Raw genomic sequence first — 24,159 nt, forward strand, 5'->3', positions numbered from 1 at the left:
GCAACAGACAACCCCAGTCCCAAATTCGCCCCCCCTTCCCCGTGAGGCTGTTCATGAGAGCCCCCAAACGTTTACTCGCGGCCGCCCTGGTCGCGTTCCTCGCTGGTTGTCCTCAGCCGCCGGACATCGAAGATCCCGATTCGGGAACTCCCGGTACTCAGGATGACGGCGGTACCCCCAGTACCGACGATGCTGGCACCGACGGCGGCATCGAGCAGCCGACGGACGATCCCTTCGAGAAGCCCCCAGGTCCCCGCGCTCCGAACAACAAGACGATCGACACCGACTGTGACGGTCTGTCGGACGCCGAGGAGTGGGGCAACATCTACACGGGCGACAAGCGCACCGACCCGGACATGTGGGACACGGACGGCGACGGCCTGCGCGATGGCGTGGAAGCCGCTCGCACCACCACCCTCAACACGCTCCCGCTGTGCACCTCGCTCTTCATCGCGGACGCGGATCCCACCAGCCGCACCAACCCGACCAATCCGGACACGGACGGCGACGGCATCCCGGACGGCGTGGAGGACCGCAACAAGAACGGCCGGCTGGACCCGGGCGAGACGGATCCCACCAACCAGGACTCGGATGGTGACGGCCTGTCGGACAGCGCGGAGGACAAGAACAAGAACGGCATCGTGGAGGCGGGCGAGACGGATCCCCGCAAGCGCGACACGGACGGCGACGGCCTGTCGGACTTCGTGGAGCTCAACAACAGCAAGACGGATCCGCTCAACGCCGACATGGACGGCGACACCTGTCTGGATGGCGCCGAGGACCGCAACGGCAACGGCATCGTGGATCCGGGCGAGTCGAACCCGAAGAAGGCGGGCGACTGCGGCGGGGCCACGGGCACGGACTCGGACGGCGACGGCATCTCGGACGATGTCGAGAAGGCCAATGGCACCGATCCGAACAATGCGGACACGGATGGTGATGGGCTGCGCGATGGTCAGGAGGACCGCAACCGCAATGGCCAGGTGGACCCGGGCGAGACGAATCCCAAGTCGAAGGACTCGGACTGCGACGGCCTGTTGGATGGACCCAACCAGGGCACCTTCCTGGGCGAGGACCTGAACGCCAGCGGTGGGCGCGACTCGGGCGAGACGGACCCCGCCAACCGCGATACGGACGGAGACGGTCTGGTGGACGGCGTGGAGCGTGGCGTGGCCACCAACGCGGCGCCCATCACCACCTGCGGCTATGTCGGCGACGCGGACCCGGGCTCCAAGACGAACCCCACCAACGCGGACAGCGACGGCGATGGCATCGCCGACGGCGCCGAGGATTCCAACCAGAACGGCCGCGTGGATGAGGGCGAGCTCAACCCGAACAATGGCGCGGACGGTACCGGCACTTCTCCCGCGGGCCAGGCGTGCGCCGCGCAGAACCTGCGTCAGGTGACCTTCAAGGAGGACAACGGCAGTGACATCCGCCTGGCGCTCCGCCCCACCTTCAATGAGGTGAAGACGATCTCCTCGGGCAACATCAAGGGCTTCATCGGCTACGACAGCACCAACAAGGTGGCCTTCATCGCCTACAAGCGCCCCCAGGCGGGCACCTCCACCACGCCGGCGGGTGACGAGCTGTTCGTGCGTGGCCAGTTGAATCCGACGGTGACGCAGACCACGCAGCTCTTCACCACCTGGGACGGTCATCCCGCCTCGCAGGCCTTCTACCAGCAGACGTCGACCGCCAACCTGAGCACCTACACCAACTCGGTGGCCAACAGCCTCGTTGGCACGGGGGCGGGGACGCTCTCGGGTGGCGTGGACGTCGCGGGTCCGTTCAAGATCCAGGCGCAGTACGTGCACCGCTCCAACACGAGCGTGCTCGTGGTGCTGGCCATCACCTCCGTGACGCGCGCCGAGGCAGAGCCGGGGCTCTTCGTCGTGGGCGACACGGCGGGTGGCACGGCGCTGGCCCAGTTCGGTGACGCGGACGCGGTGCAGTGCGAGGCCTTCGCCTCCGCCGGCAGCGGCCCCACGGACTTCCTGTTCGTGGTGGACGACAGTGGCTCCATGGGCTCGTCCCAGCAGGCGCTGGCCAACGCGGCCAATGCCGTGGCCTCGCGGCTGAGCAACTCCCAGCTCGACTGGCGCATCGCCCTGGTGACCACCTCCTACGGCGCGACCTACAGCAACAACCGCAACGTCTTCCGCGGCTTCACCCGGAACATCGACCAGTTCAAGGCCTGGCTGGATCAGAACGCCACGTGCCCGGACACCACGCAGGGTTGCTGGATTGGCACCAGCGGTATCGCCGACGAAGTGCACCTGAGGCCGGCGCGCAAGGCGATCAACGACATGACCTCCGCCAGCACGACGGATCCCAACAAGAGGTACCGTGATGGCGCCCGCCTGGTCGTCATCATCCTCACGGACACGCGCGATCAGTCCACGGATGATGCCGTGGCCGGGTCTGGGAATACGCTCCCGGAGTTCATCAACTACTTCAAGAGCGGCAACCCCACGGGCAAGGCCATCCAGATGCACGGCATCATCTGTGATCCCGCCGAGAGCGCCACCAAGTGCAACAGCCAGGAAGATCACCTCATCCCGGTGCACAAGGACGCCATCCAGGCGCTGGGCGGCATCGTGGGCAGCATCCGCACCACGGCGGGCATCCAGACGGCCATCAACAGCATCATGGACAGCGTGATCGGCTCCGCGGGTTACAAGACCCTCAAGCCGCCCATCGGTGCGTCCGTGCGCGTGGCGCTGGCGAAGGTGCGTGACTCCGCGAATTGCAACCCGAGCGACCTGCCGCGCAGCCGCACGAATGGCTTCGACCTGGACGGCCGCAGCCAGACGCTGTCCTTCTATGGTGCGTGCCGTCCGCCCGAGACGGGCACCACCCAGGGAGCCATCTCCTACCGCTACTGGAGCGACCTCACGGCCGGCGCGGATGGCAACCAGGCGCCCTGCTCCACCCACTCGGGGTACTACGACCCCAGCCAGGCGGACTTCTGCAAGGGCGTACTCGTGTGCAACCGGCAGACGAACCTGTGCGAGTGCCCCGCGGATTGCGGCGGTGGTGGCAAGCCCGGCCAGGTGTGCAACACCAACCGGGACGTGTGCAGCTGGTCCTGCGGCGCGGAATGCGCGGGTGCCTGCGGCAGCTTCGAGACGTGCAACCCGTCCACCTGCGCGTGCGCCTGCGTGCAGCAGGCCACCTGCTCGCCGGGCTTCAGGTTCGACGCGGCGGCGTGTGGTTGTGTCTGTGACACGGGAGCGCTCAACTGCGGCCCGAACTACCAGGCCGATGCCAACGCCTGCGCCTGTATCTGCAAGGACAACTGCGGTGGCAATTGCACGACCGGAAAGAAGTGCAACACGAGCACCTGCGCCTGCGAGACGATTCTGGAATGAGTCACTCCCCGGCGGGCCCTGAGGCCCTCCGGGGATGAGCCAGCCGGGGCCGGGAGCCGCTGATCCGTCAGCGGCTCCCGGCCCCGGTCCTTTTCCGGGTCCCGCGATGACCCGAATAATCACGCGATGAACTCCATACCCGTACTCCGCGCGAACGCGGTGAATCCCGGGTCCGTCCCCCTGCCGGAACAGGAGTTCGTCCTCATGCTCAAGTCCATGTTGGCGCCGTCCCTCGCCCTGGTGTCCGCGCTGTCCGCCGGGCAATCCCTCGCACACGGCTCCATCGAGATTCCCATCAGCCGCGTGTACAACTGTTACAAGGAAGGTCCGGAGACTCCCCAGTCCGCCGCGTGCAAGGCCGCCATCGCCTACGGCGGCACCCAGGCCTTCTATGATTGGAATGGCGTCCGGCAGGGCAACGCCAATGGCCAGCACCGCACCCTCATCCCGGATGGGAAGCTGTGCAGCGCGGCCAATGAATCACACAAGGGGTTGGATCTCGCGCGGTCGGACTGGCCGGCCAAGCGCATCGCGCCCAATGCCCAGGGCCGCTTCGACTTCGTCTACCACGCGACGGCGCCCCACGCCGCGCGCAGCTTCCAGTTCTTCGTCACGAAGCAGGGCTACAATCCCACGCAGCCGCTCAAGTGGTCGGACCTGGAGGCGACGCCCTTCTGCACCGTGGGGACCGTGCCCCTGCAGAACAACCGCTACACGTTGAACTGCCCCTTCCCCACGGGGAGGACGGGCCGGCACGTCATCTACAACATCTGGCAGCGCTCCGACAGCCCGGAGGCCTTCTACGCCTGCGTGGACGTGGAGATCGGCACCACGCTGGCGGCCTCCGAGTGGAAGGAAGCCGAGCCGGTGCGGGCCCGTGAGGAGCTGCGCGCGGGCAGCACGGTGACGCTCCGGGTCTTCGACGCGGCCGGGCGGGACGTGGAGCGCCACGAGCTGCGCCTGACGGAGGAGGTGAGTCCGGCGGCGAGCTGGCTCGTGCGTCTGGCCCGCCGGGTGAACCAGGACTCGCGTTACGTGCGCGTGGGCGCGCTCGATGCCCAGGGAGACATCACCCCCGTCGAGGCGCTCCAGGGCAACAGCGTCTATGTCCGGGACGCGGGCTACCGCTTCCAGCTCGACATCGACAAGCCCGCGGCGCCGCAGCCCTCGCGTCCGTGAGCGCGCCTACCCGTTGACGGCGTCCGGCGCCTGGCCGTGCGCGGGCCATTCGATGCGCAGGCGGGCGCCGCCCTCTTCCCGGTTCTCCGCGGTGAGTGTCGCGCCGCAGTGCTCCAGCAGCTCGCGGGAGATGACGAGCCCCAGGCCCGTGCCCTTCTCCGGGCCCTTGGTGGTGAAGAAGGTCTCGAAGAGGCGCGTCAGCACCTCGGGAGGAAAGCCCGGGCCGTTGTCCTCGACGACGAGCACCACGCGCTGCCCGTGCGTCTCGCCGCGCACGAGAATCTGCCCCGGTACCCGGCCCGACTCCTCGATGGCGTCGCCCGCGTTGACGAGCAGGTTGAGCAGCACCTGGACGAGCCGCCGGGGCGTGGCGAGCACCGGCGGCAGTCCGGGGGGCAGCTCGACCGTCACATGGGCCATGTGCTTGAGCCGCACCGCCGCCAGCCGCACCGCGTCCGCCACCACGTCCGCCAGGACGCAGGCGGTGGCCTCCTCCGCGTCCCGGCGCGAGAAGCCCTTGAGGTCCGTGACGATCTGCTGGACGCGCTCCACGCCCGAGCGCGTCTCGGCGAGCACCTGCTCCAGCTCCGCGGGGACCTCGGAGGACAGGCGTTGGGTGCGCAGCTCCTCCTGGAGGAAGCGCAGGTTGGCGTGGACGAAGGCCAGCGGGTTGTTGATTTCGTGCATCACGCTGGCGGTCAGCCGCCCCACGGTGGCGAGCCGCTCGGACAGGGCTTGATCCGCCAGCGTCCGGGCGAGCTTCTCCGCGGCCTCGCGGCGGGTGCGCTCCAGACGGGCCTCGTTGCGCGCCTCGAGCGCCCGGCGGAACTGGGTGGAGCCCACCACGCCGAAGAAGCTGGTCATCGCGACCAGGGAGGCCCAGGTGATGGCCTGGGCCGGGGGGTGCCCGGTGAGGACCACCAGCGTGCCGATGCCCAGCATGCAGACGACGCCGCTGACGATGGCCGCGCCCGCCTCCTCCGGGTAGACGATGGCCACCAGCAGGGGCAGGCACATCACCAGGTGGACATACGGACTGTCCACGTCCCCGGTGCAGGCGACGATGGCCAGGTAGAAGACCGAGCCGATCGCGCTGTTGGCCAGGAAGAACAGGCGCCGGCTCCACCCGGAGAGCCGGGTCACCAGGAACGCGCTGAGCACCAGCTCCATCGCCCACAGCACGCGCACGCCGAGCGCCTCGAGGTTGACGTGCGAGAAGATGAGCACGTCCAGAACGGATAGCAGCGGGAGCACCGCCGCGAACAAGAGGGTCGTCTTGTCCGGCCCCGTCCGAGTGGCCTCGCCGTGTGGACTCACCGTCATGTGAACCTAGGAGGTCTCCAGCAACAGCCGCTCGCGACCGGACGAGCCCCGGACGTCCTGGTGCCGGCGCCACTCCACCAGGAGCGTCCGGTGGGTGGGAATGGACAGGAAGGAGCGCCGCAGCGCCTCGTCGCGCAGCTTGTCGGCATGGGCCTGGAGCCGTTGGTGGGCGGCTTCCAGCAGGCGGGGCGCGCGCGCGTCCTGGTGGGCCCGGAGCACCCGGAAGCAGGTGAGCCAGATCCAGAAGGGCTCCTCCACGCCCCGGTGCATGCCCTCCAGGTGGGGCAGGAGCTGCTCGACGAGCTCGAGCGCCTCGTGGAGCTCCCCGCCCATCAGCGCCACGGCGGCCAGCCCCGTCATGGCCTCGTGCTCCAGGTGGGGCATGCGGATCTGCGCCCGGATGTCGCGCGAGCGCTGGTAGGCCTCGCGTGCCTCGGGCAGGCGCTCCAGGGCGCCCAGGGCGAGGCCCCGGCTCATCCACGCGTAGCCCTGGTAGCGCAGGCTGCCAATGTCCTCACTGATGCGCAGGCCCTGCTCGCTCAGCTCGAGCGCGCCGGCGGGATCGCCCAGGTGGTAGTGGATCCGCGCGAGGTTGGTGTAGTCCATGGCCTCCCAGAACCGGTAGCCGATGACCCGGCTGAACTGGAGCGTCTGCTCGAAGCCGGCCCGGGACGCGGCGAACTCTCCCAGGCTCTTGCGCACGTAGGCGAGGTAGCGCCGCGCCGAGCACTCCAGCCACCGGTCCCCCATGGACTGGCAGAAGGGAAGGACGCGCTGGATGGGCTGGAGGCTCGCCGTCAGCTCACCCACCTCGTGCATGACGGCGCTGAGGTTGAGCAGGCTCTCCACCTCCAGATGGGGCAGCCGCGCCGACTCGGCGAGCGCGAGGCTGCGCTCCAGGTGCTCGCGGGCGCTCGCGAAATCTCCCCGGAGGTGGCGCAGCAGCCGGCCCCAGTTCAGATGGGCGAGCGCCTCGCTGGCCATGTCCCCCTGCTGCTGGGCGAGCCGGATGGCCCGCTGCACCGCCTGCTCCCCCATCGCGAACTCGCCGACCTCCACGGCGTACAGCGCCCGGCGCAGGGCCGCCTCGGTCCGCCGCCGATCGTCGTCGAGCCGCTCGGCCCAGGTCTCCATGTGGTCCAGGTCCACGCGTTGCTCGCGCCGCTCGCCTTGGATGGCGTGGACGCGCTCACGCGCCGCCACGATGGCGTAGCGCTCGGCGATGTTGTCCTCGGAGCTCAGGGCGAGCGCCCGCTGGAGGAAGGCGCGCGCCTCGGCGTGGGCGAACAGGGACAGGGCCTCCTCCGCGGCGCGCCGCAGGAACGTCGCCGCGCGCTCGCCCTGGCCGGACGCCTCCAGGTGATCCGCGAGCAGTCCCAGGTGCTCGCGTGAGCGCTCGCCTCCGCGTGCCTGCAACCACTCGGCGATCCACCCGTGGAAGGCGCGCCGCTCGCGCTTGAGCACGGTGTCGTAGGCCACCTCGCGCACGATGGCGTGCTTGAAGGTGTACTCGCGTGCCCCGGCGAAGGCGGAGCTGGACTGCTCGAAGATGAGCTCGCGCTCCTGGAGCGCCGCCAGCGTGTCGTGCAGGGACACCCCATCCGGCAGGGCGCTGCCCATGGTCAACAGGGGCTCGTCCCAGAAGACGCGGCCCACCACCGAGGCACGCTGGAGCACCTCGCGCTCGTGCGCGGGCAGGCTGTCCAGCCGTGCCTGGAGCACGCCGCTGAGCGTGGGGGGCACCTTGAGCGAGGTGAGCCGGTGGGGCTCGACGCGCCAGTGCTCCTTGCCGGCGAGGATGACGCCCTCCTCCAGGAGCATCTGGATGAGCTCCTCCAGGTAGAAGGGATTGCCCTCGGCGCGCGTGATGACGAGCTCCTCGAGCGCCGGGGGAATGGACTCCACCTTGCGCAGCAGCTCCGCCACCAGCCGGTGGCTGTCGTCCGGGGACAGGGGCCGCAGCTCCAGCCGGACATGGGCGGGGGCGTGGGCCCAGCCGGGACGCCGCTCGAAGAACTCGGGCCGCGCGGTGCACACCACGAGTAGCTGCTCGGGCGCGAGCGTCTCGTGCAGGCGCTCGAGCAGGTCCAACGCGCTGTCGTCCGCCCAGTGGATGTCCTCCAGGAAGAGCACCATGGGCTCGCGCCGCAAGAGGGCCCGGAAGTACTCGCCGAGCGACTCCAGGCCCCGGGCCCGGAGGCTCTGCTCGTCCATGGGCGTGCCCTTGAGGTGCGGGCTGTTGCTGAAGTCGAAGCCGATGAGCGAGCCGGCGAGGTGGGCGCGGATGCGGCTCGACTCTCCGGGGCCGAGCGCCTCGTGGAAGCTCTCCTCCAGCCGGGCGCGCACCACGCTGGGTGGATCACTCTCCTGCACCTGGAGGTGGAAGGAGAACAGGTCGCGCAAGAGGGCGTTGGGGTGCCGGCGCATTTCCGGACTGGCGCGTCCCCGGAGACAGCGGGGGGGCACGTCCAGCGACTCGAGCCACGTCTCGAACTCGCCGAGCAGCCGCGACTTGCCGATGCCCGCCTCGCCCGTGAGCGTCACCCGGTGGCTGCCGTTGCCCGCGAGCACCGCCTGGAGCGCCGCGCGCAAGTGGCGCGTCTCGTGCTCGCGTCCCACCAGCCGGGCCCAGACGCCGTCCAGGCCCCGGCCCCGCCGCAGGAAGGCCCGGGGCTTGGCCTCCGTCACCCGGTACACCTGCAGGGACTCCTGTTTGCCCTTGAGGCGCAGGGGGGCCAGGGGCTCGGCCGCGAAGGCCCCGCTCACGTGGCGCCAGGTGTTGTGGGAGATGAGGATGCCGTCCACGGGCGCGGCCTGCTCCAGGCGGCTCGCGGTGTTGACGGTGTCGCCCATCACCGTGAGCTCCCCGCGCGTGCCCACCACGCCCAGCAGCACCGGCCCCGTGTGGATGCCGATGCGCATGTGCAGCCCTTCCGGGGGCGCCGCGGGGAAGGTGGCCAGCTGCGCCTGGATGTCCAGGGCCGCGTGGAGCGCCTGCTCGGCGTCGTCCTCGCTCGCGCCCTCCGTGCCCCAGAGCGCCATGACGGCATCCCCGATGTGTTTGTCGATGCGCCCGCCGTGCCGGAGGATGGCCCCGTCCACGCGCTCCCACAGCTGGTTCATCAGCTCGCTGACGTCCTCGGGATCCATCCGCTCGCTCAGCGCGGTGAAGCCGCACAGGTCGCCGAAGAGCACGGTGACGTGCCGGCGCTCGAAGGGGACGTGCGAGGTGAGGGCGGCGATCCGGACGCGCAAGGCGGCCAGCGCGGCCTCGGTGGCCTCGTGGCCGAGCACCGTGCGCTGGGCTTCCAACACCGCCATGGCCTGCTCGAGCAGGTCGCGTTCGTTGCTCATCGTCCTCCGGTGGGGAGCCGGGCCGGGGCCCCGGCCATTCAACCAATCAGGGCGGGTGACGTCGAGTGGCGGAAGAAAATTCCGCTCTTTCTCACCGTCCGGGTTTCAGGCCCGTGGGCGCGGTGTCGGTGCGGAAGATGGGGTAGAGGTTGAGCCGCGAGTCCCAGGCGGGGTGGCGCTCGGCGAAGAAGCGCAGGCGGGCGCGCGCATCCCCGGCGAAGGCCTTGTCCTTCAGGCGCTCCTCCCATGCGGCCTTCGCGGCGGGGTCCTTCGCCAGCAACTCCCGGGCGAAGGGCTCCACCACGTAGTCCTCGATGTACTCCTTCTGCTCGAAGTGGTTGTTGAAGAAGCCCCAGGAGAGGAGCGAGTCCGGCGCGAGGGGCTCGAACAGGTGGGCGAGCAGGGGAGCGCTCTTCTGCGCGGCGGGGACATAGAGGGTGCCGGCGGGCAGCGGCCAGGTCTCCTTCGTCCATTGACCCTTCACGGACAGGGGCTGCCGGCCCTCGTAGGAGCCGGGGCGGAAGGTGGCCTCGGTGGCGCGGAACACCTCCACCCCGGTGGAGGGCTGGGCCTGGCCGAGCCGCTGGAAGCGCAGACCGTGGATGGTGAGCTTGCGGGCCACCCACTCCGCGTGGGCCGGGGGCACGAGGTAGCCGCCCGCGGGCAGGGTGGTGGTGAGGGCGGGGCGGAGCTCCTCGAAGTAGGGAATGGTCCACACCTGGGGCTTCGTGGGGTCGTAGCGGATCCACGGCTGCTGGGTGAGGTCGGAGGGCGAGCGCTCATAGGCATAGCCGCGGAAGTCGATGGGGCGGCTCTTGTCCGTGTTCTCCCAGGCGAGCACTACCTCGCGCGCCTTGCCGGCCTCGGCCTCGGCGTCCACCGCCGCGCGGGCCTTCATGAGCGCCTGGCCGTCCCGGGCGAAGAGCCGCAGGAGCCCCTCCAGCACGTGGCGCGTGGTGGCCACGCGGTGCGCGTAGGGCTTCCACGAGTGGGTCTCCACCAGCACGCCATAGCGCCGGTTCACCATCCAGTAGGCGTTGCTGAAGCGCGGCGGCGCCACGCCGTAGCTCACGCCCGAGCGGGGATCATCCCCCTCGCGGAAGGAGGGGTAGAAGGGCAGGGGCAGGTGGCCCTGAGCCTCCAGGGCGGTGAACAGCTCCTGGCGCAGCTTCTCGCCAGCGGCCCGGAGCGGCTCGGGGCCCGTCTTCTGCGGCTCGAGCTGCACGCTCACGTCGTGCTCGAACTGGGCGCCGTCCGTGACGTGCAGGTCGATGGCGACGAGGGGATCCCACGCATGCTGCAGGGTGAGCAGGGCGCCCATCTCCGGGGCGTCCGCCTTGACGTAGTCGCGGTTGAGGTTGAAGCCCTGCGCGGTGACGCGCCAGCCCATCTCCTCGGGGCCCACCTGGTTGGGGCGGTGGTTGGGGCCGAAGCGCTCGTGGCCATCCACGTTGAAGACGGGCACGAAGACGGCCGTCACGCCCTGGAGCACCCCCGGCAGCGCCTTGCCGTCGAGCAGGTCGCGCAAGAGCCAGAAGCCCGCGTCCTTGCCGTCGATCTCCCCGGCGTGGATGCCGCCCTGGAAGAAGACGACGGGGCGGCCCTTCTTCGCCGCCGCGGCGGGGGTGAGGGTGCCGTCCGCGCTCGCGGTGAGCACCAGCAGGGGGCGGCCCTCGGGGGTGGTGCCGAAGGAGTCGCAGCGCACCTTGCCGGGGTAGCGCTTGGGGAAGGCGCGGCAGAGGGTCTCCACCTCGGCGTAGCGGCCGGTGCGGAGCCACCCGCTCTGCTCGGCGACGGTGGTGAGGGGCGTCTGGTGGAGTGTCAGGGCGAGGAGCGCGGACAGGAGCATGTCGGCCGCCTGTTGAGCACACCGCCCGGCCCCGCTCAACCTTGTCGTGGGGTGCCGGGCGGGACGCTGAGGCTCTCGCCCACGGCGAGCACGTGCAGGGGCTCCACGGGGAGCGCGCGCCGCTTCCACTCGGCGTCCAGCCGCTGGGGCGGCTCGTCGAGGGGCTCGTCGGTGAGCTTGAAGGTTCCCCAGTGCATGGCGAGGAAGCGCCGGGCCCCGAGGTCCTCATAGGCCTGTACCGCCTGCTCGGGGTTCATGTGCTGCTTCTCCATGAACCACTCCGGATCATAGGCGCCGATGGGCAGCAGGGCGGCCTCGATGCCGGGAAAGCGCTGGCCGATCTCCCGGAAGCCCGCGAAGTAGGCGGTGTCGCCCGAGTGGTAGACGCGCGTGCCGCCGCCCTCCACCACGAAGCCGCCCCAGAGCGTCTCGTTGACGTCCGCGAGGCCGCGGCGGCTCCAGTGCTGGGCGGGGACGAAGTGCACGGTGACGGGGCCCACGCGCGTGGAGCCCCACCAGTCCAGCTCGGTGACGGACAGGCCGGTGCGCTGGAAGTAGCGCGTCAGGCCGAGTCCCCCGATGACGGGCGCGCCCACCTGGCGCACGGTGGGCAGGTCCAGGTGATCATAGTGGTTGTGGGACACCAGCGTGGCCTGGATGGGGGGCAGCTGGCCGGTCGGCACTCCGGGGGGCACGTTGCGGCGGATGAAGCCCGGAATGCTGTCGCGCAGCACGGGATCGATGAGCAGCGACACCCCCTCGAGCTGGACGAGCCAGCTCGCGTGACCCAGCCAGGTGAGGCGCGCGCCCTCGCCGGGGGCGGGGGGCACGGCCAGGACGGCGAGGTCCGGTTCCACGCGGCGCATGGTGCAGGTGGCCGCGCTCTTGCGGCGCCTGCCAGCCACCTTGTCCGCCACCGCCCATTGGAAGACGGTGGACATGGGGTGGGGGCCGCTGCCATCCAGGTTCTTGAAGCGCAACGCCATGGGGAAGGGTTCCTCGTGGGTGGGTGGAATGGGCGTACGCCCCGTCCTGTTCCGCCCTCATCCTAAGCAAGCACGGGAATGATTTCTTCCCGATGCGCCAGGGGTGGAGAAGTATCCAGCCAATATGAGCGTGCGGCATTTCGACATCGTGGTGATCGGCTCGGGCCCCGGCGGGGAGGGCGCGGCCATGAAGGCGGCCAAGTCCGGCAAGCGGGTGTGCGTGGTGGAGCAGCGTCCGCTGGTGGGCGGTGCCTGTACCCATACGGCCACCATTCCCTCCAAGGCGCTCCGGCACGCCATCCAACGCCTCGTGGACGTGCAGATGGACCATCCCGAGCTGCGCGTGGAGCTGGGCCAGAAGTGGAAGTTCAAGGACATGATGCGCTCGGCGTCGACGGTGGTGTCGCGCCAGGTGCAACTGCGCACCACCTTCTACGAGCGCAACCGGGTGGAGCTGGTGGTGGGACGGGCGCGCTTCCTGGATGCCCACACGCTCGAGGTGGACGAGCCCCGGGGCGCGAGTGAGCAGCTGTCCGCCAAGGCGTTCGTGCTGGCCACGGGCTCGCGGCCCTACCACCCGCCGGACCTGGACTTCCAGCACCCGCGCGTCTTCGACTCGGACACCATCTTCAACCTGCGCGAGACGCCGATGACGATGATCATCTACGGCGCGGGCGTCATCGGGTGCGAGTACGCGTCCATGTTCCGGCAGCTGGGCGTGAAGGTGGACTTGGTGAACACGCGCGAGCGGCTCCTGTCCTTCCTGGACGATGAGATCTCCGACGCGCTGTCCTACCACCTGCGCGAGCAGGGCGTGCTCATCCGCCACCAGGAGCAGATGGAGCGCGTGGAGACGCGGGACGATGGGGTGGTGCTGCACCTCAAGAGCGGCAAGCGCCTGCGGGCGGACGTCTTCCTGTGGGCCAACGGGCGCACCGGCAACACCCAGGACATCGGGCTGGAGGCGCTGGGCATCCAACTGGACTCGCGCGGCAACATCCAGGTGAACGACGCCTACCAGACGGTGGTACCGCACATCTACGCGGTGGGCGACGTGGTGGGCATTCCCTCGCTGGCGAGCGCCTCGTATGACCAGGGCCGCTTCGCCGCCACGCACATCGTCGAGGGGCGGTTGGAGCACAAGCTGGTGAAGGACATCCCCAGCGGCATCTACACCAGCCCGGAGATCAGCAGCCTGGGCCGCACCGAGCAGGAGCTCACGCGCCTGGGCGTGCCCTACGAAGTGGGCCACGCGTTCTTCAAGAGCCTGGCGCGCGCTCAAATCACCGGCCGCACGGTGGGCATGCTCAAGCTGCTCTTCCACCGCGACACGCGGGAGATCCTCGGCATCCACTGCTTCGGGGACAACGCCTCGGAGATCATCCACATCGGCCAGGCCATCATGTCCCAGGACGGGCCGGGCAACTCCATCGACTACTTCATCAACACCACCTTCAACTACCCCACCATGGCCGAGGCCTACCGGGTGGCGGCGCTCAACGGACTCAACCGCCTGTTCGAGCACTGAGGGACTGGCGTCGTCGCCTCCCCGCCCGCGTCGACGTTCCCCCTGGAGCATGACACGGGTGTCAGGGTGAGGTGGGGCCCGGAGGAGGGCAAGCGCCGCCCTCCGTCGGGCTCATTGCTGGAACATGTCTTGCTTTGGGCCCGGGTCCACCCCTTCACCCGGAGCATGGACATGAGCAGGACACGGCGGTTGTGGATCGCAGGGCTGGCGGTACTGACGCTGGTGGGTTGTTCCGGGATGGACATCGGAGGTTCTCCCGGAGGTGTGGGAGGCGCTCCCGGTGGGGACATGGGGGCGACTCCCGGCGGAATCCAGGACATCGCGCTGGCGCGGCGGAAGATCGACGCGGGGCAGATTCCCCTCGCGGAAGACTTCACCGCCGAGGGGCTCTACGCGGAGCATGATCTTCCCCTGGAGGGCCCGCCCTGTGAGCAGGTGCTGTGTCTGCGCACGGCCACGGGCATCGCGACGGCCATCGACACGGACCGCCAGGAGGTGTTCGTGCAGGTGGGGTTTTCGTCCAACGTGGATCCCGCCACCTTCCGCCGCCAGCCGCTCGACGCGGCGCTGGTCATCGATCACTCCGGCTCCATGGCGGGCGAGCCGATGGCGGCCGTGAAGGAAGCGGCGCGCCGGTTGGTGGCGAAGCTGGACGAGAACGACACCTTCTCGCTGGTCATCTTCGATGACCGCTCCCAGGTGCTGGTGAAGCAGACTCCCGTGCGCGACCGCGAGGCCCTGCTGCGCGCCATCGACACCATCCAGGTGGCCGGCTCGACCTGCATCGAGTGCGGACTGCGCGATGGTTACCAGCAACTCGCCACGCGCGAGCTGGACGCGTCACGCTCCCGCCGCGTCTTCCTCTTCACGGACGCGATGCCCAACGTGGGCCAGACGCAGGACAGCGCGTTCATGACGCTTTTGCGCGACCACTCCCGCGAGGGCCGCGACCTGACCCTCTTCGGGGTGAACCTCGCGTTCGATCAGGCCTTCGTCACGGCCATCTCCTCGGTGCGGGGCGCCAATGCCTTCTACCTGAGCGGCGCCGAGCGCACGCGGACGGTCTTCGACGAGGACTTCGACTACCTGGTGACGCCCATCGCGTATGACTTGAAGATGGTGCTCATTCCCGCCCACGGCTTCCGGGTGGAGGCGGTGTATGGCATTCCCGGGGTGGCGCCCGGCGCGAGCCTGGCCTCGCTGGAGCTTCCCACGGTCTTCCTCTCCCGGCGGCGCGGCGCCATCCTCGCGCGCCTCTCCCGGGAGGCGGACATCCAGCCCGCGCAGCGGATGTTGTCGGAGGAGTTCTCCTTCACGCCCGCTCGTGGTGAGGCGAGCCCGCCCACGCTCCTGACGGCGAGCTACGAGGGCAGCGAGCCGCTCTCGTCCACCGGCACGTGGTACTCCGAGGACACGGTGCGCAAGACGGCGGCCCTGACGAACTTCATCCTCGGCGCCCGGGCGGCGTGCACGTCCTGGCACGCGGGGGACAAGGCTCGGGCCCGGGAGTTGGCGGAGCGGACGGTGGAACTGCTGCGCACCCATGCGGAGCAGTTGGACGACGCCGGGCTGCGCGCCGAGGCGGAGCTGGCGTCCAAGCTCGCCGCGCTGATGGCTCCCTGAACCCTCAAGCCTCGCCGGCCTCGTTGGCGAAGACCTCGGAGGGATCCGGCTTGGCCTGCTCGATGAGGGTCGGCTTGTGGTGGGCCACCTTCCGCTTCCAGTGCCCGGAGAAGTAGTAGGCCATGCTGCAGCCGAGCGACACGAAGAAGCTGATGGCGATGGCGTACCAGACGCCCTTCACGTCGTGCATCTGGCGGGACAGCACGTACGCCAGGGGCACGCGGACCACCCAGAGGCTGAGCAGGGAGATGACGGTGGTGACCATCGTCGAGCCAGCGCCGTTGATGATGCCGTTGCTCACGAAGGTGAGGCCGAACAGGACGTAGCAGGCGCCCACGATGTGCAGATACGAGGTCCCCAGCTCGACGACGACGGGATCCGTGATGAACACCTTCAGGAGGGCCTCCGGGAAGAGGACGGCCATCGCGGAGATGACGAGGGTGATGGCTCCGCTGAAGGCGCACCCCCACGCGAAGATCTGCCGGACGCGAGACAGGTGGCCCGCCCCCAGGTTCTGTCCGGCGAGCGTCGAGATGGCCATGCCGAAGTTGATGGCCGGCATGAAGGCGATCTGATCGATGCGCGAGGCCGCGCCGAAGGCCGCCGTGGAGATCTCCCCGAAGCGGTTCACGATGCCCGTCACCAGCACCATGCCGAGCGACACCAGGGACTGCTGGATGGAGGCGGGCACACCAATCCGGAGGGTCTGCCAGGTGGCCGGGCCGAGGTGGCTCAGGCGCGGCCAGCCGGGCGCGACGGGGGACTTCTGCCGGTGCAGCCAGACCACCAGCACAGCCAGCACGAGCACCTGGGAGACGATGGTGGCCCAGGCGGTGCCGTTGAGCCCCAGGCGCGGCAGGCCCAGGTGCCCGAAGATGAGGAGCGGATCCAACACCGTGGTGAGCACCACGGAGATGAGCTGGAAGTACAGGGGCGTCTTCGAATCCCCCATGCCCTGCAGCATGCTGCGCAGCGCGAACATGCCGAAGCTGAAGGGCAGCGACAGCAGGATGATGCGCAGGTAGTCCACCGAGGGCTGGAAGATGTCCTCCGGGGTGTCCATGGCGCGGAGGATGTGGGGCGTGAAGAGCTCGCCCAGCAGGGTCAGCACGAGGCTCAGGCCGATGATCAACACGGTCGAGCTGTCCACCACCCGCCGCAGCTCGTCGAAGCGCCTGGCGCCATAGCTCTGCGACACGAGGATGTTCGTCGCGAGCGTCATGCCCATCCCGATGCCGAAGAGGGTGAAGATGACGGGAAAGCTCACGGTGACGGTGGCCAGCGCCCCGGTGCCGAGGAACTGCCCCACCCAGATGGCGTTGATGAAGCTGTAGGCCGTCTGCAGCAGGCTGCCGATGAGCATCGGCAGGGAGAACGTCACGATGTGCCGGGGGATGCTGCCCGTGGTCAAATCAGTCCCGAACTTCGGTTTCATGAGTCTGCCTTCTGCCGTGAGGGCTTCTTCACGGTCTGGTGCGGTATGCACCCTCGACCGCGGGCGCGCCAGTCCCCCGAGCGGGTTTTCTCGCCGGGTGGGCGCCAGGGCACGCCGCGCCTTCAGTCGTCCGGGGCGTGCGCCAGTACAGACTGCACCATGTCCCTCAACTCCCGGGCGGAGAACGGCTTGTCCACCCGGCGGTTGCCCACCTGGGAGAGGAACTCGCGGGCCTTGGGCGTGAAGGCGCCTCCGGACAGGAAGATGAGCTGATCGGCCAGCGCGGGCAGGTGCTGCGCGAGCTGCTGGTGCAGGTCCACCCCACTCATCTCCGGCATCATCACGTCACACAGGATGACGTCGAAGCGCTCTCCGCTCATGAGCCGCGCGAAGGCCTCGCGCGCGCTCGTCAGCGTCACCACCTCATGGTCCCTCTGGAGCGTGCGGCGGATGGCCGTGCCGATCATGGGCTCGTCATCCACGACGAGCACGCGGCCCCTGCGCGCGGGAGCCGCCTCGGCGGGCGCTTGCGGTGCCTCCGCGCGGGCCTCGGGGCTGAGCGCGTCGAGGAGGATCCAGAAGGTGCTGCCGTGTCCCTCGCGGCTCTCCACCCCCATCTGACCGCCGAAGCTCGTCACGATGTCGTGGCAGATGGACAGGCCGAGCCCGGTGCCCACGCCCACGGGCTTGGTGGTGAAGAACGGCTCGAACATCCGCCCGAGGTGCTCCGGGGAGATGCCCACGCCGGTGTCACGCACCTCGATGCGCACGCGCGCTCCCTCGCGCCGCGTGACGACACGCACCTCGTTGCCCGCCGCGTTGCCCTCGGGAATGGCATGGGCCGCGTTGACCAGCAGGTTGAGGAACACCTGCCCGAGCCGGCCTTCCTTCGCCTGGACCTGGACCGGCTCCCCGTAGTCGCGCACCAGCCGCGTGCGGTGCTTGAGCTCGTTCACCGCCATGTCGATGGAGGACTCGAGCACCCGGTGCACGTCCACGGGCGCCAGTGTCCCGTCCTCGTCCCCACGCGAGAACATCTTCAACTGCCGCACGATGTCGCGTACCCGGGTGATGCCGAGCCGGGTGTCCGCCACCAGATCCTGGACCTCCTTGCGCCCGGTGGCGCACAAGCCCAGCCGGGGCAGCACCTGGTTCTCCAGATGGTCCAGGTTGGCCATCGTGTAGGCGAGCGGGTTGTTGATCTCATGCGCGACGCCCGCCGCGAGCAGTCCGAGCGAGCCCATGCGATCCGCGCGCAGCAGCCGTCCCTCCATCTGCTTGCGCTCGGTCAGGTCCCGGACGATCCACACATGGGAGGGCTGTCCGTCGAACATCAGGGGGAGATGGAAGAGATCCACGGGAACACGGCCGCCCCCGCGCGCCAGCAGCAGGACTTCCCGGGGCGGGATGGGCTCGCCGGTGGACTCCATGCGCTGCACATCCGCCTGGAGCGGGAGCCAATCCTCCGGACGGAGGAACTTCAGGCCCAGCTCCAGCAGCGTCTTGCCCAACAGCTCCATCTGGGACGAGTAGCCCAGCAGACGGACGTAGGTGGGGTTCATGTAGACGAGCCGCGTGTCGTGCATCACGCAGACGCCGTCGGGCAGCCGCTCGATGAGCTCGCGGAAGCTCTCCTGGGAGCGGCGTAGGGCCTCCAGCGTGCGCGTGTGCTGGAGCCCATAGCGGATGGAGCGCTCCAGGAGCGTGGGGGTGAGCTGGGACTTCTCGAGGAAGTCGGTGGCCCCGGCCTGCTGGGCCTGATGGTCGATGTCGTCGTCCTCCTGTCCGGTCAACAGGATGAACGGGCCCTCCCAGCCCCTGCTCCGGGCCTGCTGGAGCAGCTCGAGCCCCGTCATGGGGCCGAGCCGGTAGTCGGCCAGACACACGTCATGGTTGCCGGACGCCAGCTCCTCCAGGGCGCGCTCGCAGGTCGCCACCCACTCGAGCTCCACCCGCCGCGGTCCCAATTGCCGCAGGCAGTCCCGGGTCAGGACGTAATCATCCTCATCGTCCTCGACGAGCAGGACGCGGATGGCGTGTGCATCGGCCGCACGTCTCATTCGGAGCTTGTTTCGGGAGGCAGTTCGACGATCTGCAGCCAGTGCCGGTTGAGCACCTTCACGACCTCGACGAGCCCATCGAAGGTCACCGGCTTGGTGATGAAGCAGTTGGCCCCGAGGTTGTAGCTGCGCAGGATGTCCTCCTCGGCCTTGGACGTGGTCAGCACGACGATGGGGATGTTCTTGAGCACCGGGTCGGATTTGATCTCCCGGAGCGCCTCGCGGCCATCCTTGCGCGGCATGTTCAGGTCCAGGAGGATCAACCCCGGCCGCGGGGAGTCCTTGGGGTTGGCGTAGCGGCCGAGGCGGCGCAGGTAGTTGATGAGCTCCTCGCCGTCCTCGACGAAGCGCAGCTCGTTGGCGAGCCGGCTCTCCTGCATGGCCGAGCGGGCGAAGTCCCGGTCATCCGGGTCATCATCGGCCATCAGGATGGTGACAGCTCGTTTGGGCTCCATGGCTCTTTCTACCCGTGCAAGGGCTGCCGCGGGGACAGCGTGATGTGGAAGGCCGCTTCTGCGAGAGCTGGCGCATCTGGGCGGGGAGCCGCGTCGAACATGGGCAGCGGCTCGAGCGACACCGCCGCGCTGGTCTGCTCGAGGGGCGCCTCGAGGTCCTCGCGCAACTCCTCGACGGTGGTGTCACTCACTGCGAAGGTCCTCGCTCGAACGCTGGCTGGACGTGGTGCGGGCTCCCCTGGAAAGCCGCCTCGAAACAATATGCGACACAAAGGGGAGGGTTGTATAGCGCTCGACAACGAGGGCACTGGGGCCTTGATTTCGAGGCATGGACGGCCGGGCGGAGGGGCGCCCCCGACGAGTGCCCGCTCACGGTGGAAACGCGCCAGCGACCGCCGCCGCGGACGAAGTGGGCTCGGGGAGCAGGCAAGACCACACCTCCGACCCCTTCACTCCGTGCGCCACGAGCGCGGGCGCCGAACTATGGTCCCGCCGCATGAACGCCAGGTCCTTCTCCTTCGCTCTCACCACCGCTGTCTGCCTCCTCTCCTCCGCCACCGCGTGGGCCAAGCCCTACCGGGCCATGGTGACGCGCACCGCGTCGACAACCCGGCCGGGCAACCTGGAGCTTGGTTTGCGCTACCAGGGCTTCTTCTCGCTCGAGCAGGGCAAGTCGCTGCCCTACCACCAGGTCTCCCCGAGCATCCGCTGGGGCATCGTCGACAACGTGGAGGCCAACGTCTACTTCGAGGTCCTGGGCATCGGCACGCCCGGGGAGAGCAACTTCCAGGTGGCCTTCGGTGACATCCCGCTCGGCCTGCAGTGGACCTTCCTGGAAGCGGGTCCCCTGGCGCTGGGCGCCTACGGCCGCGTCACCTTCCCCACCGGGCCGAGCGACCAGGACGCGATCCAGCCGCTGCTGTCGGACGGAACGTGGGACATCGAGGGCACGTTCATCGCCGAGCTGCGGGTGACCAGGAACCTGCGCTTCATGCTCAACCCGAGCTACCTCCACCATGGGACGCGCGATCGCGGCTCCCGGCAGCCCTTCGACGTTCCGGACGCGCTGCAGCTCGCCGTGGCGGGCACGTACAACATCAACGACCAGACCCTGGTGGGCCTGGAGGTCATCGGCCGCCGCTACTTCGAGCCCGCCATCACCCCGACGTGGACGAACAACGCCAACCAGGTGGAGATCATCCCCGTGGTGCGCCGCGAGCTCTTCCCGGGACTGGTGCTCGAGGCCGTGGCGGGCATCGCGGTGACGCCGGACCTCTCCGACATCTACAACTTCCGCTTCCTGCTCGGCGGCACCTACGAGTTCGACCTCGCCTCCGGCCCGAACCTGCCCACGAAGAATCCGGTGAAGAAGCCCACCCCGCCGAAGAAGAAGCCCACCAAGCGCTAGAGCGGGCTATCCGCGCGCGGTGACACGCACCCGGGTGCCCCGGCCCACGCCGAGCACCCGCGCCGCGTCGCCGTCCCGCACGGACACCTCCAGCAGTCCCGTGCTGCCTCCCAGGGACAGGAGCGCCCCGGGAGCGACGGCCTGATAGTGGGCGTGGGGCGCGTCCGGGATGAGGCGGTCGCCGACCTGGACGTCGAAGCGGGCCGGCAGCCGCGCCACGGGCAGATTGGTGATGAGGTTGCCGTAGGTATCCACGTGCAGCACCTCGCCCACGAGCGCGCCGCCTCCGCCTTCCTCCTGGGGCTCGGGGAAGGTGAAGGGCGTCTCCAGCCGCTCCAGGCGCCGGCCGAGCTGCTCGAGCGGCACGCCCGCCGCGAGGTGGCCCACCACGGGGGCGAACAAATCCCTCCCATGAAAGGTCCGCGAGCGCCGGGGTCCCCACCAGGTGGGGTCGGTCAGCTCGACGGCGTCGGCCAGTCCGCCGAGCAGCAGGAGCGCGGGCACCAGCAGGCCGTTGTCCGGGCCCACCAGCACGTCGCCCCGGTGGCTTCTCACGGCCACGGCCCGCCGCGTGGAGCCCACGCCGGGATCCACCACCGCCAGGTGCAGCGAGCCCTCGGCGAAGGCTTCCACCGCGCTCCACAGCAGGAAGGCGCCCGCCCTCACGTCCTGCGCGGGCACCGCGTGCGTGAGATCCACGAGACGCGCGTGGGGAGCGACCCGGAGGATCGCCGCCTTCATCTGACCCACGTAGGTGTCCGTCAGGCCGAAGTCGGTGAGCAGGCTGATCAGGGGCGGAGGCATGATGCCGGGAAGATATACGGACTGCGGGCCCCGGTTGCCCCTCTGTGCCTACATCACCTTCGTTGGCGACATGTGCATCCGCCGACCCGACGCAGGCCCCTGAACCAGGCCCCGGGCGGGGCGTTGGCCCCACCCGGGTGGGGGCCGTGACCGCTCAGGGCTCGAACTGGATGGCGTAGGCCGTCCAGCTCGTGGTTCCGTTGGGAGCGTCCCTGGTCACCGAGAGCTGATTGCCGTTCAGGGACAGTCTCCCGGTGGCCGTGCCCAGGATGTCGTTCGTGGCGAACGAGGTCTCGCCCGCGCCCTGTCCGCCAGCCTGGGAATTGGTGAGCAGCAGCGTCCGGGTCGCATCCACTGGCGTGGCGAGGGTGGCGTTGGTGCTCGCCGCGCCATCATTCGCCGTCAACGGGTGCGTCTGGACGAGTGTGCCCGGGGGGAAGGTGATGCGTTCCCAGGAGATCTGGGGAATGTCGCCGGTGGTGATCGCGGTACCGGCCCCGCGATGGAAGAGCAAGCGGGTGGTGTTCGCTGAATCGATTTCCCCTCGAGTCATCCGTTTGTAGATGTCCTGGCCGTTGGTGCTGACCTGCCAGGTGGACAGTACGATGGACCGGGAGAGCTCGGCCGAGGGCAGGTTGCCCACTGTCAGCAGTCCACTGTTGGAGGGCATCGCTCCCGTGATGTCTCGCTGCACCTGGCTGCCGGTGAATTGGACCACCTGGAGGGAGAAGACCTGGTTCGAGTTGCAGTCTTGGAACAGGAATGCGTTGAGGTTGATGTTGTTGCCAGCGCCGGAGAGCCTGACCGAAGGGAAGTCGTTGTTGTCGACGACCTCCCCATCCTGGGAGGAACTGAAGAGCACGAAGCTGCTCGCCAGGTCGACCGCCGTGGGGAGGCGGGTAGTGCTCGTGGCGCACTCAAAATCGGGGAAATGCTGGACGGACAGTCCTTGGAGGCGTTCCACCACCTGCCAGTTGATGTTCGCGGGCCCTGTGGTGCCATTGCGCTTGCAGAGGATGGTGTTGTTGGTCGAGAACGAGCAGCGGACGAAAGAGTTGACGGGCTGATCGTTGTTGGTGGTGGCCTGGAAGACGAGGAAGCTGCGAGACGGCGTGACCGCGACCGAGGTATTGGTGGTGCTGCTGATGAGGCAGCTCTTCTCCTTCGCCCCCTCCTCGATCTGGCACGAGCCCCGCCGGACCACGGGGACGATGGTGTGGGTCTGCCTGGCCTCTCCCACCGGGGCCCCGCTCAGCTTGAGCTCCACCGAGCCACCTGTCTTGATCCTGAAAGACATGGACCCCTCCGTGGTTCCCTGCGGGTCGAAGTTCGTGCCCAGTTTCTTTGAAGGGTCGCACCCCGGCCCCCAGAACACCTCGAAGCTTGCCTCCTGTGTGGTGGACAGGGAGAGCAACTGGCCCGCGGGGAGGGCCGAGAGGTTGTTGTATGGGTCCGTGATGCGGATGTTCACCGGACTGGAGCACTGCCCGGCATACATGGATTGTCCGGTCGTGGGTGACAAGGTGAGCCTGGCGGCGGGCAAGGGTTTCACGAGCCGGGTTGCTTGTGATTGCAGGGACGTGCCGTTGAGTTTGGCCGCGAGGGTGAACGTGGTCGCGCGGGTGCCCCGGAAATAGAAGGAGAGGGTGGCGGCTGGAGGCAGGGTGCTGGTGTTGAGGACCTGGGTACAAGCCGCATCCTGGTAGAGCGCGGCCTCCTCGGCGTTCGCGGGCGTGGGCGTGAGCGAGAGGTTGAGGCTGGAGAGCGTCACGGGCGCGGGATTGTCGAACGCGTCGCGCCATTCGAGCGAGACAGCAGAACAGTCACCCGCCTGCACGGTGGCGTTCGGGGAGGTGAAGGCGAACTTCGTCACGGGTCCGGGGCGCAGGGTATGGGTCAGGGTCGCCTGCTGCGCCACCGCGGAAGAGCTGGCGCTCAGCGGGCCCTGGCCGACCGTGGTGCTGCGCACGAAGAAGGTGACGCTGCTCTTGCCCGAGGAAATGGAGGAGGGGGGCGATGAGGTGCAACCTGGGTCCGAGTGGAAGGTCACGCCGGGGCCGAACGTGCTCGCCAGGGTGATGGGCGTGGGGAAGCCAGCGAAGGAGGGCTTCCCGTCGGACTCGCGGCGCTCCACGGTCACCTGCGCCGAGCACTGACCCGCTATCGTCGTCAGCTCCGACGAGGTGAAGACGAGCGAGGTGGGGGCCCGGCTACACGTCTTGCCCGAGCAGGTGGCGTCTTCACAGCCGCGCTGGCCATTGCAATTGAGGTCGTCGCTCGCGTCGCACACTTCCTGGGCCTGGGGCTGGCGCCTGGCCTCCTTGTCATCGCAGTCCGCCCCGCGCAGCTCGGCCGCGACGAAGCCATCGCGATCCTCGTCCTCGGCGGCGCTCGGCGGTGACAGGGTCAGATGGACGTCCTGGGTGCCTGGCTCGAAGTGGACGGCGACCGGCTCGCCGCGCCCATTGTAGAACCGCGAGTCCTCACACGTCGCTCCTCCCCAGAGGGCACGCGCCTGGAGCTGGACGTCCGCGGGGAGGTCCTTGCGGAAGACGGCCAGCTCCAGCACTTGATCCTCCGGGCGGAGCAGGGGAGCGGATTCCGTGCGGAGTTCTCCCTCCGGGGTGCGGACTTCCAGGACGACGCAGCTCGCTTTCAGCGCGGGGTCGATCTGGATGATGGCCTTCACGGCTTCACCCCGGTTGCAGCCGGCGAGCACGAAGAACAGGAAGAGGACTGCTCGGTTCATGGGGCCCATTCTACTGGAGTCTCCTCGCGGAG

At 69.0% G+C, this 24,159-nt stretch carries 15 protein-coding genes; 5 read left to right on the forward strand and 10 right to left on the reverse strand.

Going from position 1 to position 24,159, the window contains the following annotated elements; translation table 11 throughout:
- The first annotated feature begins 53 nt into the window (after positions 1-53).
- Together cglD and F0U63_RS06295 are read left to right on the forward strand one after the other, a co-directional pair.
- A complete protein-coding gene (gene cglD / locus F0U63_RS06290; RefSeq protein ID WP_395844710.1) occupies positions 54-3,374 on the forward strand; it encodes an adventurous gliding motility lipoprotein CglD in 3,321 nt (1,106 codons plus the stop codon).
- Between the two features lie 204 nt (positions 3,375-3,578).
- Positions 3,579-4,553 (forward strand): lytic polysaccharide monooxygenase, encoded by a 975-nt coding sequence (locus F0U63_RS06295; RefSeq protein ID WP_395844712.1) that lies wholly within the window; start codon positions 3,579-3,581, stop codon positions 4,551-4,553.
- A gap of 6 nt (positions 4,554-4,559) precedes the next feature.
- Here the strand turns inward: F0U63_RS06295 and F0U63_RS06300 are convergent, their stop codons facing one another.
- The 4 genes from F0U63_RS06300 to F0U63_RS06315 all read right to left on the reverse strand — a co-directional run bounded on the left by F0U63_RS06300 (position 4,560) and on the right by F0U63_RS06315 (position 12,065).
- A complete protein-coding gene (locus F0U63_RS06300; RefSeq protein ID WP_395844714.1) occupies positions 4,560-5,876 on the reverse strand; it encodes a sensor histidine kinase in 1,317 nt (438 codons plus the stop codon).
- 6 nt (positions 5,877-5,882) lie between these two features.
- Positions 5,883-9,230, reverse strand: coding sequence for an ATP-binding protein (locus F0U63_RS06305; RefSeq protein WP_395844716.1), 3,348 nt, complete (start codon positions 9,228-9,230; stop codon positions 5,883-5,885).
- A 91-nt stretch (positions 9,231-9,321) separates the two neighbouring features.
- Positions 9,322-11,079 carry a M14 family metallopeptidase gene (locus F0U63_RS06310; RefSeq protein ID WP_395844718.1) on the reverse strand — a complete coding sequence of 586 codons (1,758 nt, stop codon included), beginning with the start codon at positions 11,077-11,079 and terminating at the stop codon, positions 9,322-9,324.
- Positions 11,080-11,114: 35 nt separating this feature from the next.
- Positions 11,115-12,065, reverse strand: coding sequence for an MBL fold metallo-hydrolase (locus F0U63_RS06315; RefSeq protein ID WP_395844720.1), 951 nt, complete (start codon positions 12,063-12,065; stop codon positions 11,115-11,117).
- A 124-nt stretch (positions 12,066-12,189) separates the two neighbouring features.
- On the opposite strand from F0U63_RS06315, the gene sthA reads away from it, so the two are divergent.
- Positions 12,190-13,593 (forward strand): Si-specific NAD(P)(+) transhydrogenase, encoded by a 1,404-nt coding sequence (gene sthA, locus F0U63_RS06320; protein WP_395844722.1) that lies wholly within the window; start codon positions 12,190-12,192, stop codon positions 13,591-13,593.
- A gap of 171 nt (positions 13,594-13,764) precedes the next feature.
- Positions 13,765-15,216, forward strand: coding sequence for a VWA domain-containing protein (locus F0U63_RS06325; protein WP_395844724.1), 1,452 nt, complete (start codon positions 13,765-13,767; stop codon positions 15,214-15,216).
- 4 nt (positions 15,217-15,220) lie between these two features.
- On the opposite strand, the gene F0U63_RS06330 is transcribed toward F0U63_RS06325, so the two are convergent.
- From F0U63_RS06330 to F0U63_RS06345, 4 genes are all read right to left on the reverse strand, one after another.
- On the reverse strand, positions 15,221-16,651 hold the full coding sequence (locus tag F0U63_RS06330; protein ID WP_395844726.1) for an MATE family efflux transporter: 1,431 nt from the start codon (positions 16,649-16,651) through the stop codon (positions 15,221-15,223).
- Between the two features lie 122 nt (positions 16,652-16,773).
- Positions 16,774-18,711, reverse strand: a complete 1,938-nt coding sequence (locus F0U63_RS06335; protein ID WP_395844728.1) for a response regulator — start codon at positions 18,709-18,711, stop codon at positions 16,774-16,776.
- Complete coding sequence (locus F0U63_RS06340) at positions 18,708-19,166, reverse strand: response regulator (RefSeq protein WP_395844730.1); 459 nt, start codon at positions 19,164-19,166, stop codon at positions 18,708-18,710. The genes F0U63_RS06335 and F0U63_RS06340 overlap by 4 nt, the downstream gene beginning before the upstream one ends.
- A gap of 8 nt (positions 19,167-19,174) precedes the next feature.
- A complete protein-coding gene (locus tag F0U63_RS06345; protein WP_395844732.1) occupies positions 19,175-19,357 on the reverse strand; it encodes a hypothetical protein in 183 nt (60 codons plus the stop codon).
- Between the two features lie 305 nt (positions 19,358-19,662).
- On the opposite strand from F0U63_RS06345, the gene F0U63_RS06350 reads away from it, so the two are divergent.
- Positions 19,663-20,574, forward strand: coding sequence for a hypothetical protein (locus F0U63_RS06350; RefSeq protein ID WP_395844734.1), 912 nt, complete (start codon positions 19,663-19,665; stop codon positions 20,572-20,574).
- 6 nt (positions 20,575-20,580) lie between these two features.
- Here F0U63_RS06350 and F0U63_RS06355 read toward each other — a convergent pair whose 3' ends face one another.
- Together F0U63_RS06355 and F0U63_RS06360 are read right to left on the reverse strand one after the other, a co-directional pair.
- Positions 20,581-21,378 (reverse strand): S-adenosyl-l-methionine hydroxide adenosyltransferase family protein, encoded by a 798-nt coding sequence (locus F0U63_RS06355; protein WP_395844736.1) that lies wholly within the window; start codon positions 21,376-21,378, stop codon positions 20,581-20,583.
- A 154-nt stretch (positions 21,379-21,532) separates the two neighbouring features.
- Entirely contained in the window at positions 21,533-24,127 is a 2,595-nt protein-coding gene (locus F0U63_RS06360; protein ID WP_395844738.1) for a putative metal-binding motif-containing protein, read from the reverse strand.
- Positions 24,128-24,159: the final 32 nt, after the last annotated feature.

The sequence above is a fragment of the Cystobacter fuscus genome, from assembly GCF_044360685.1.
Taxonomy (GTDB): domain Bacteria; phylum Myxococcota; class Myxococcia; order Myxococcales; family Myxococcaceae; genus Cystobacter; species Cystobacter fuscus_C.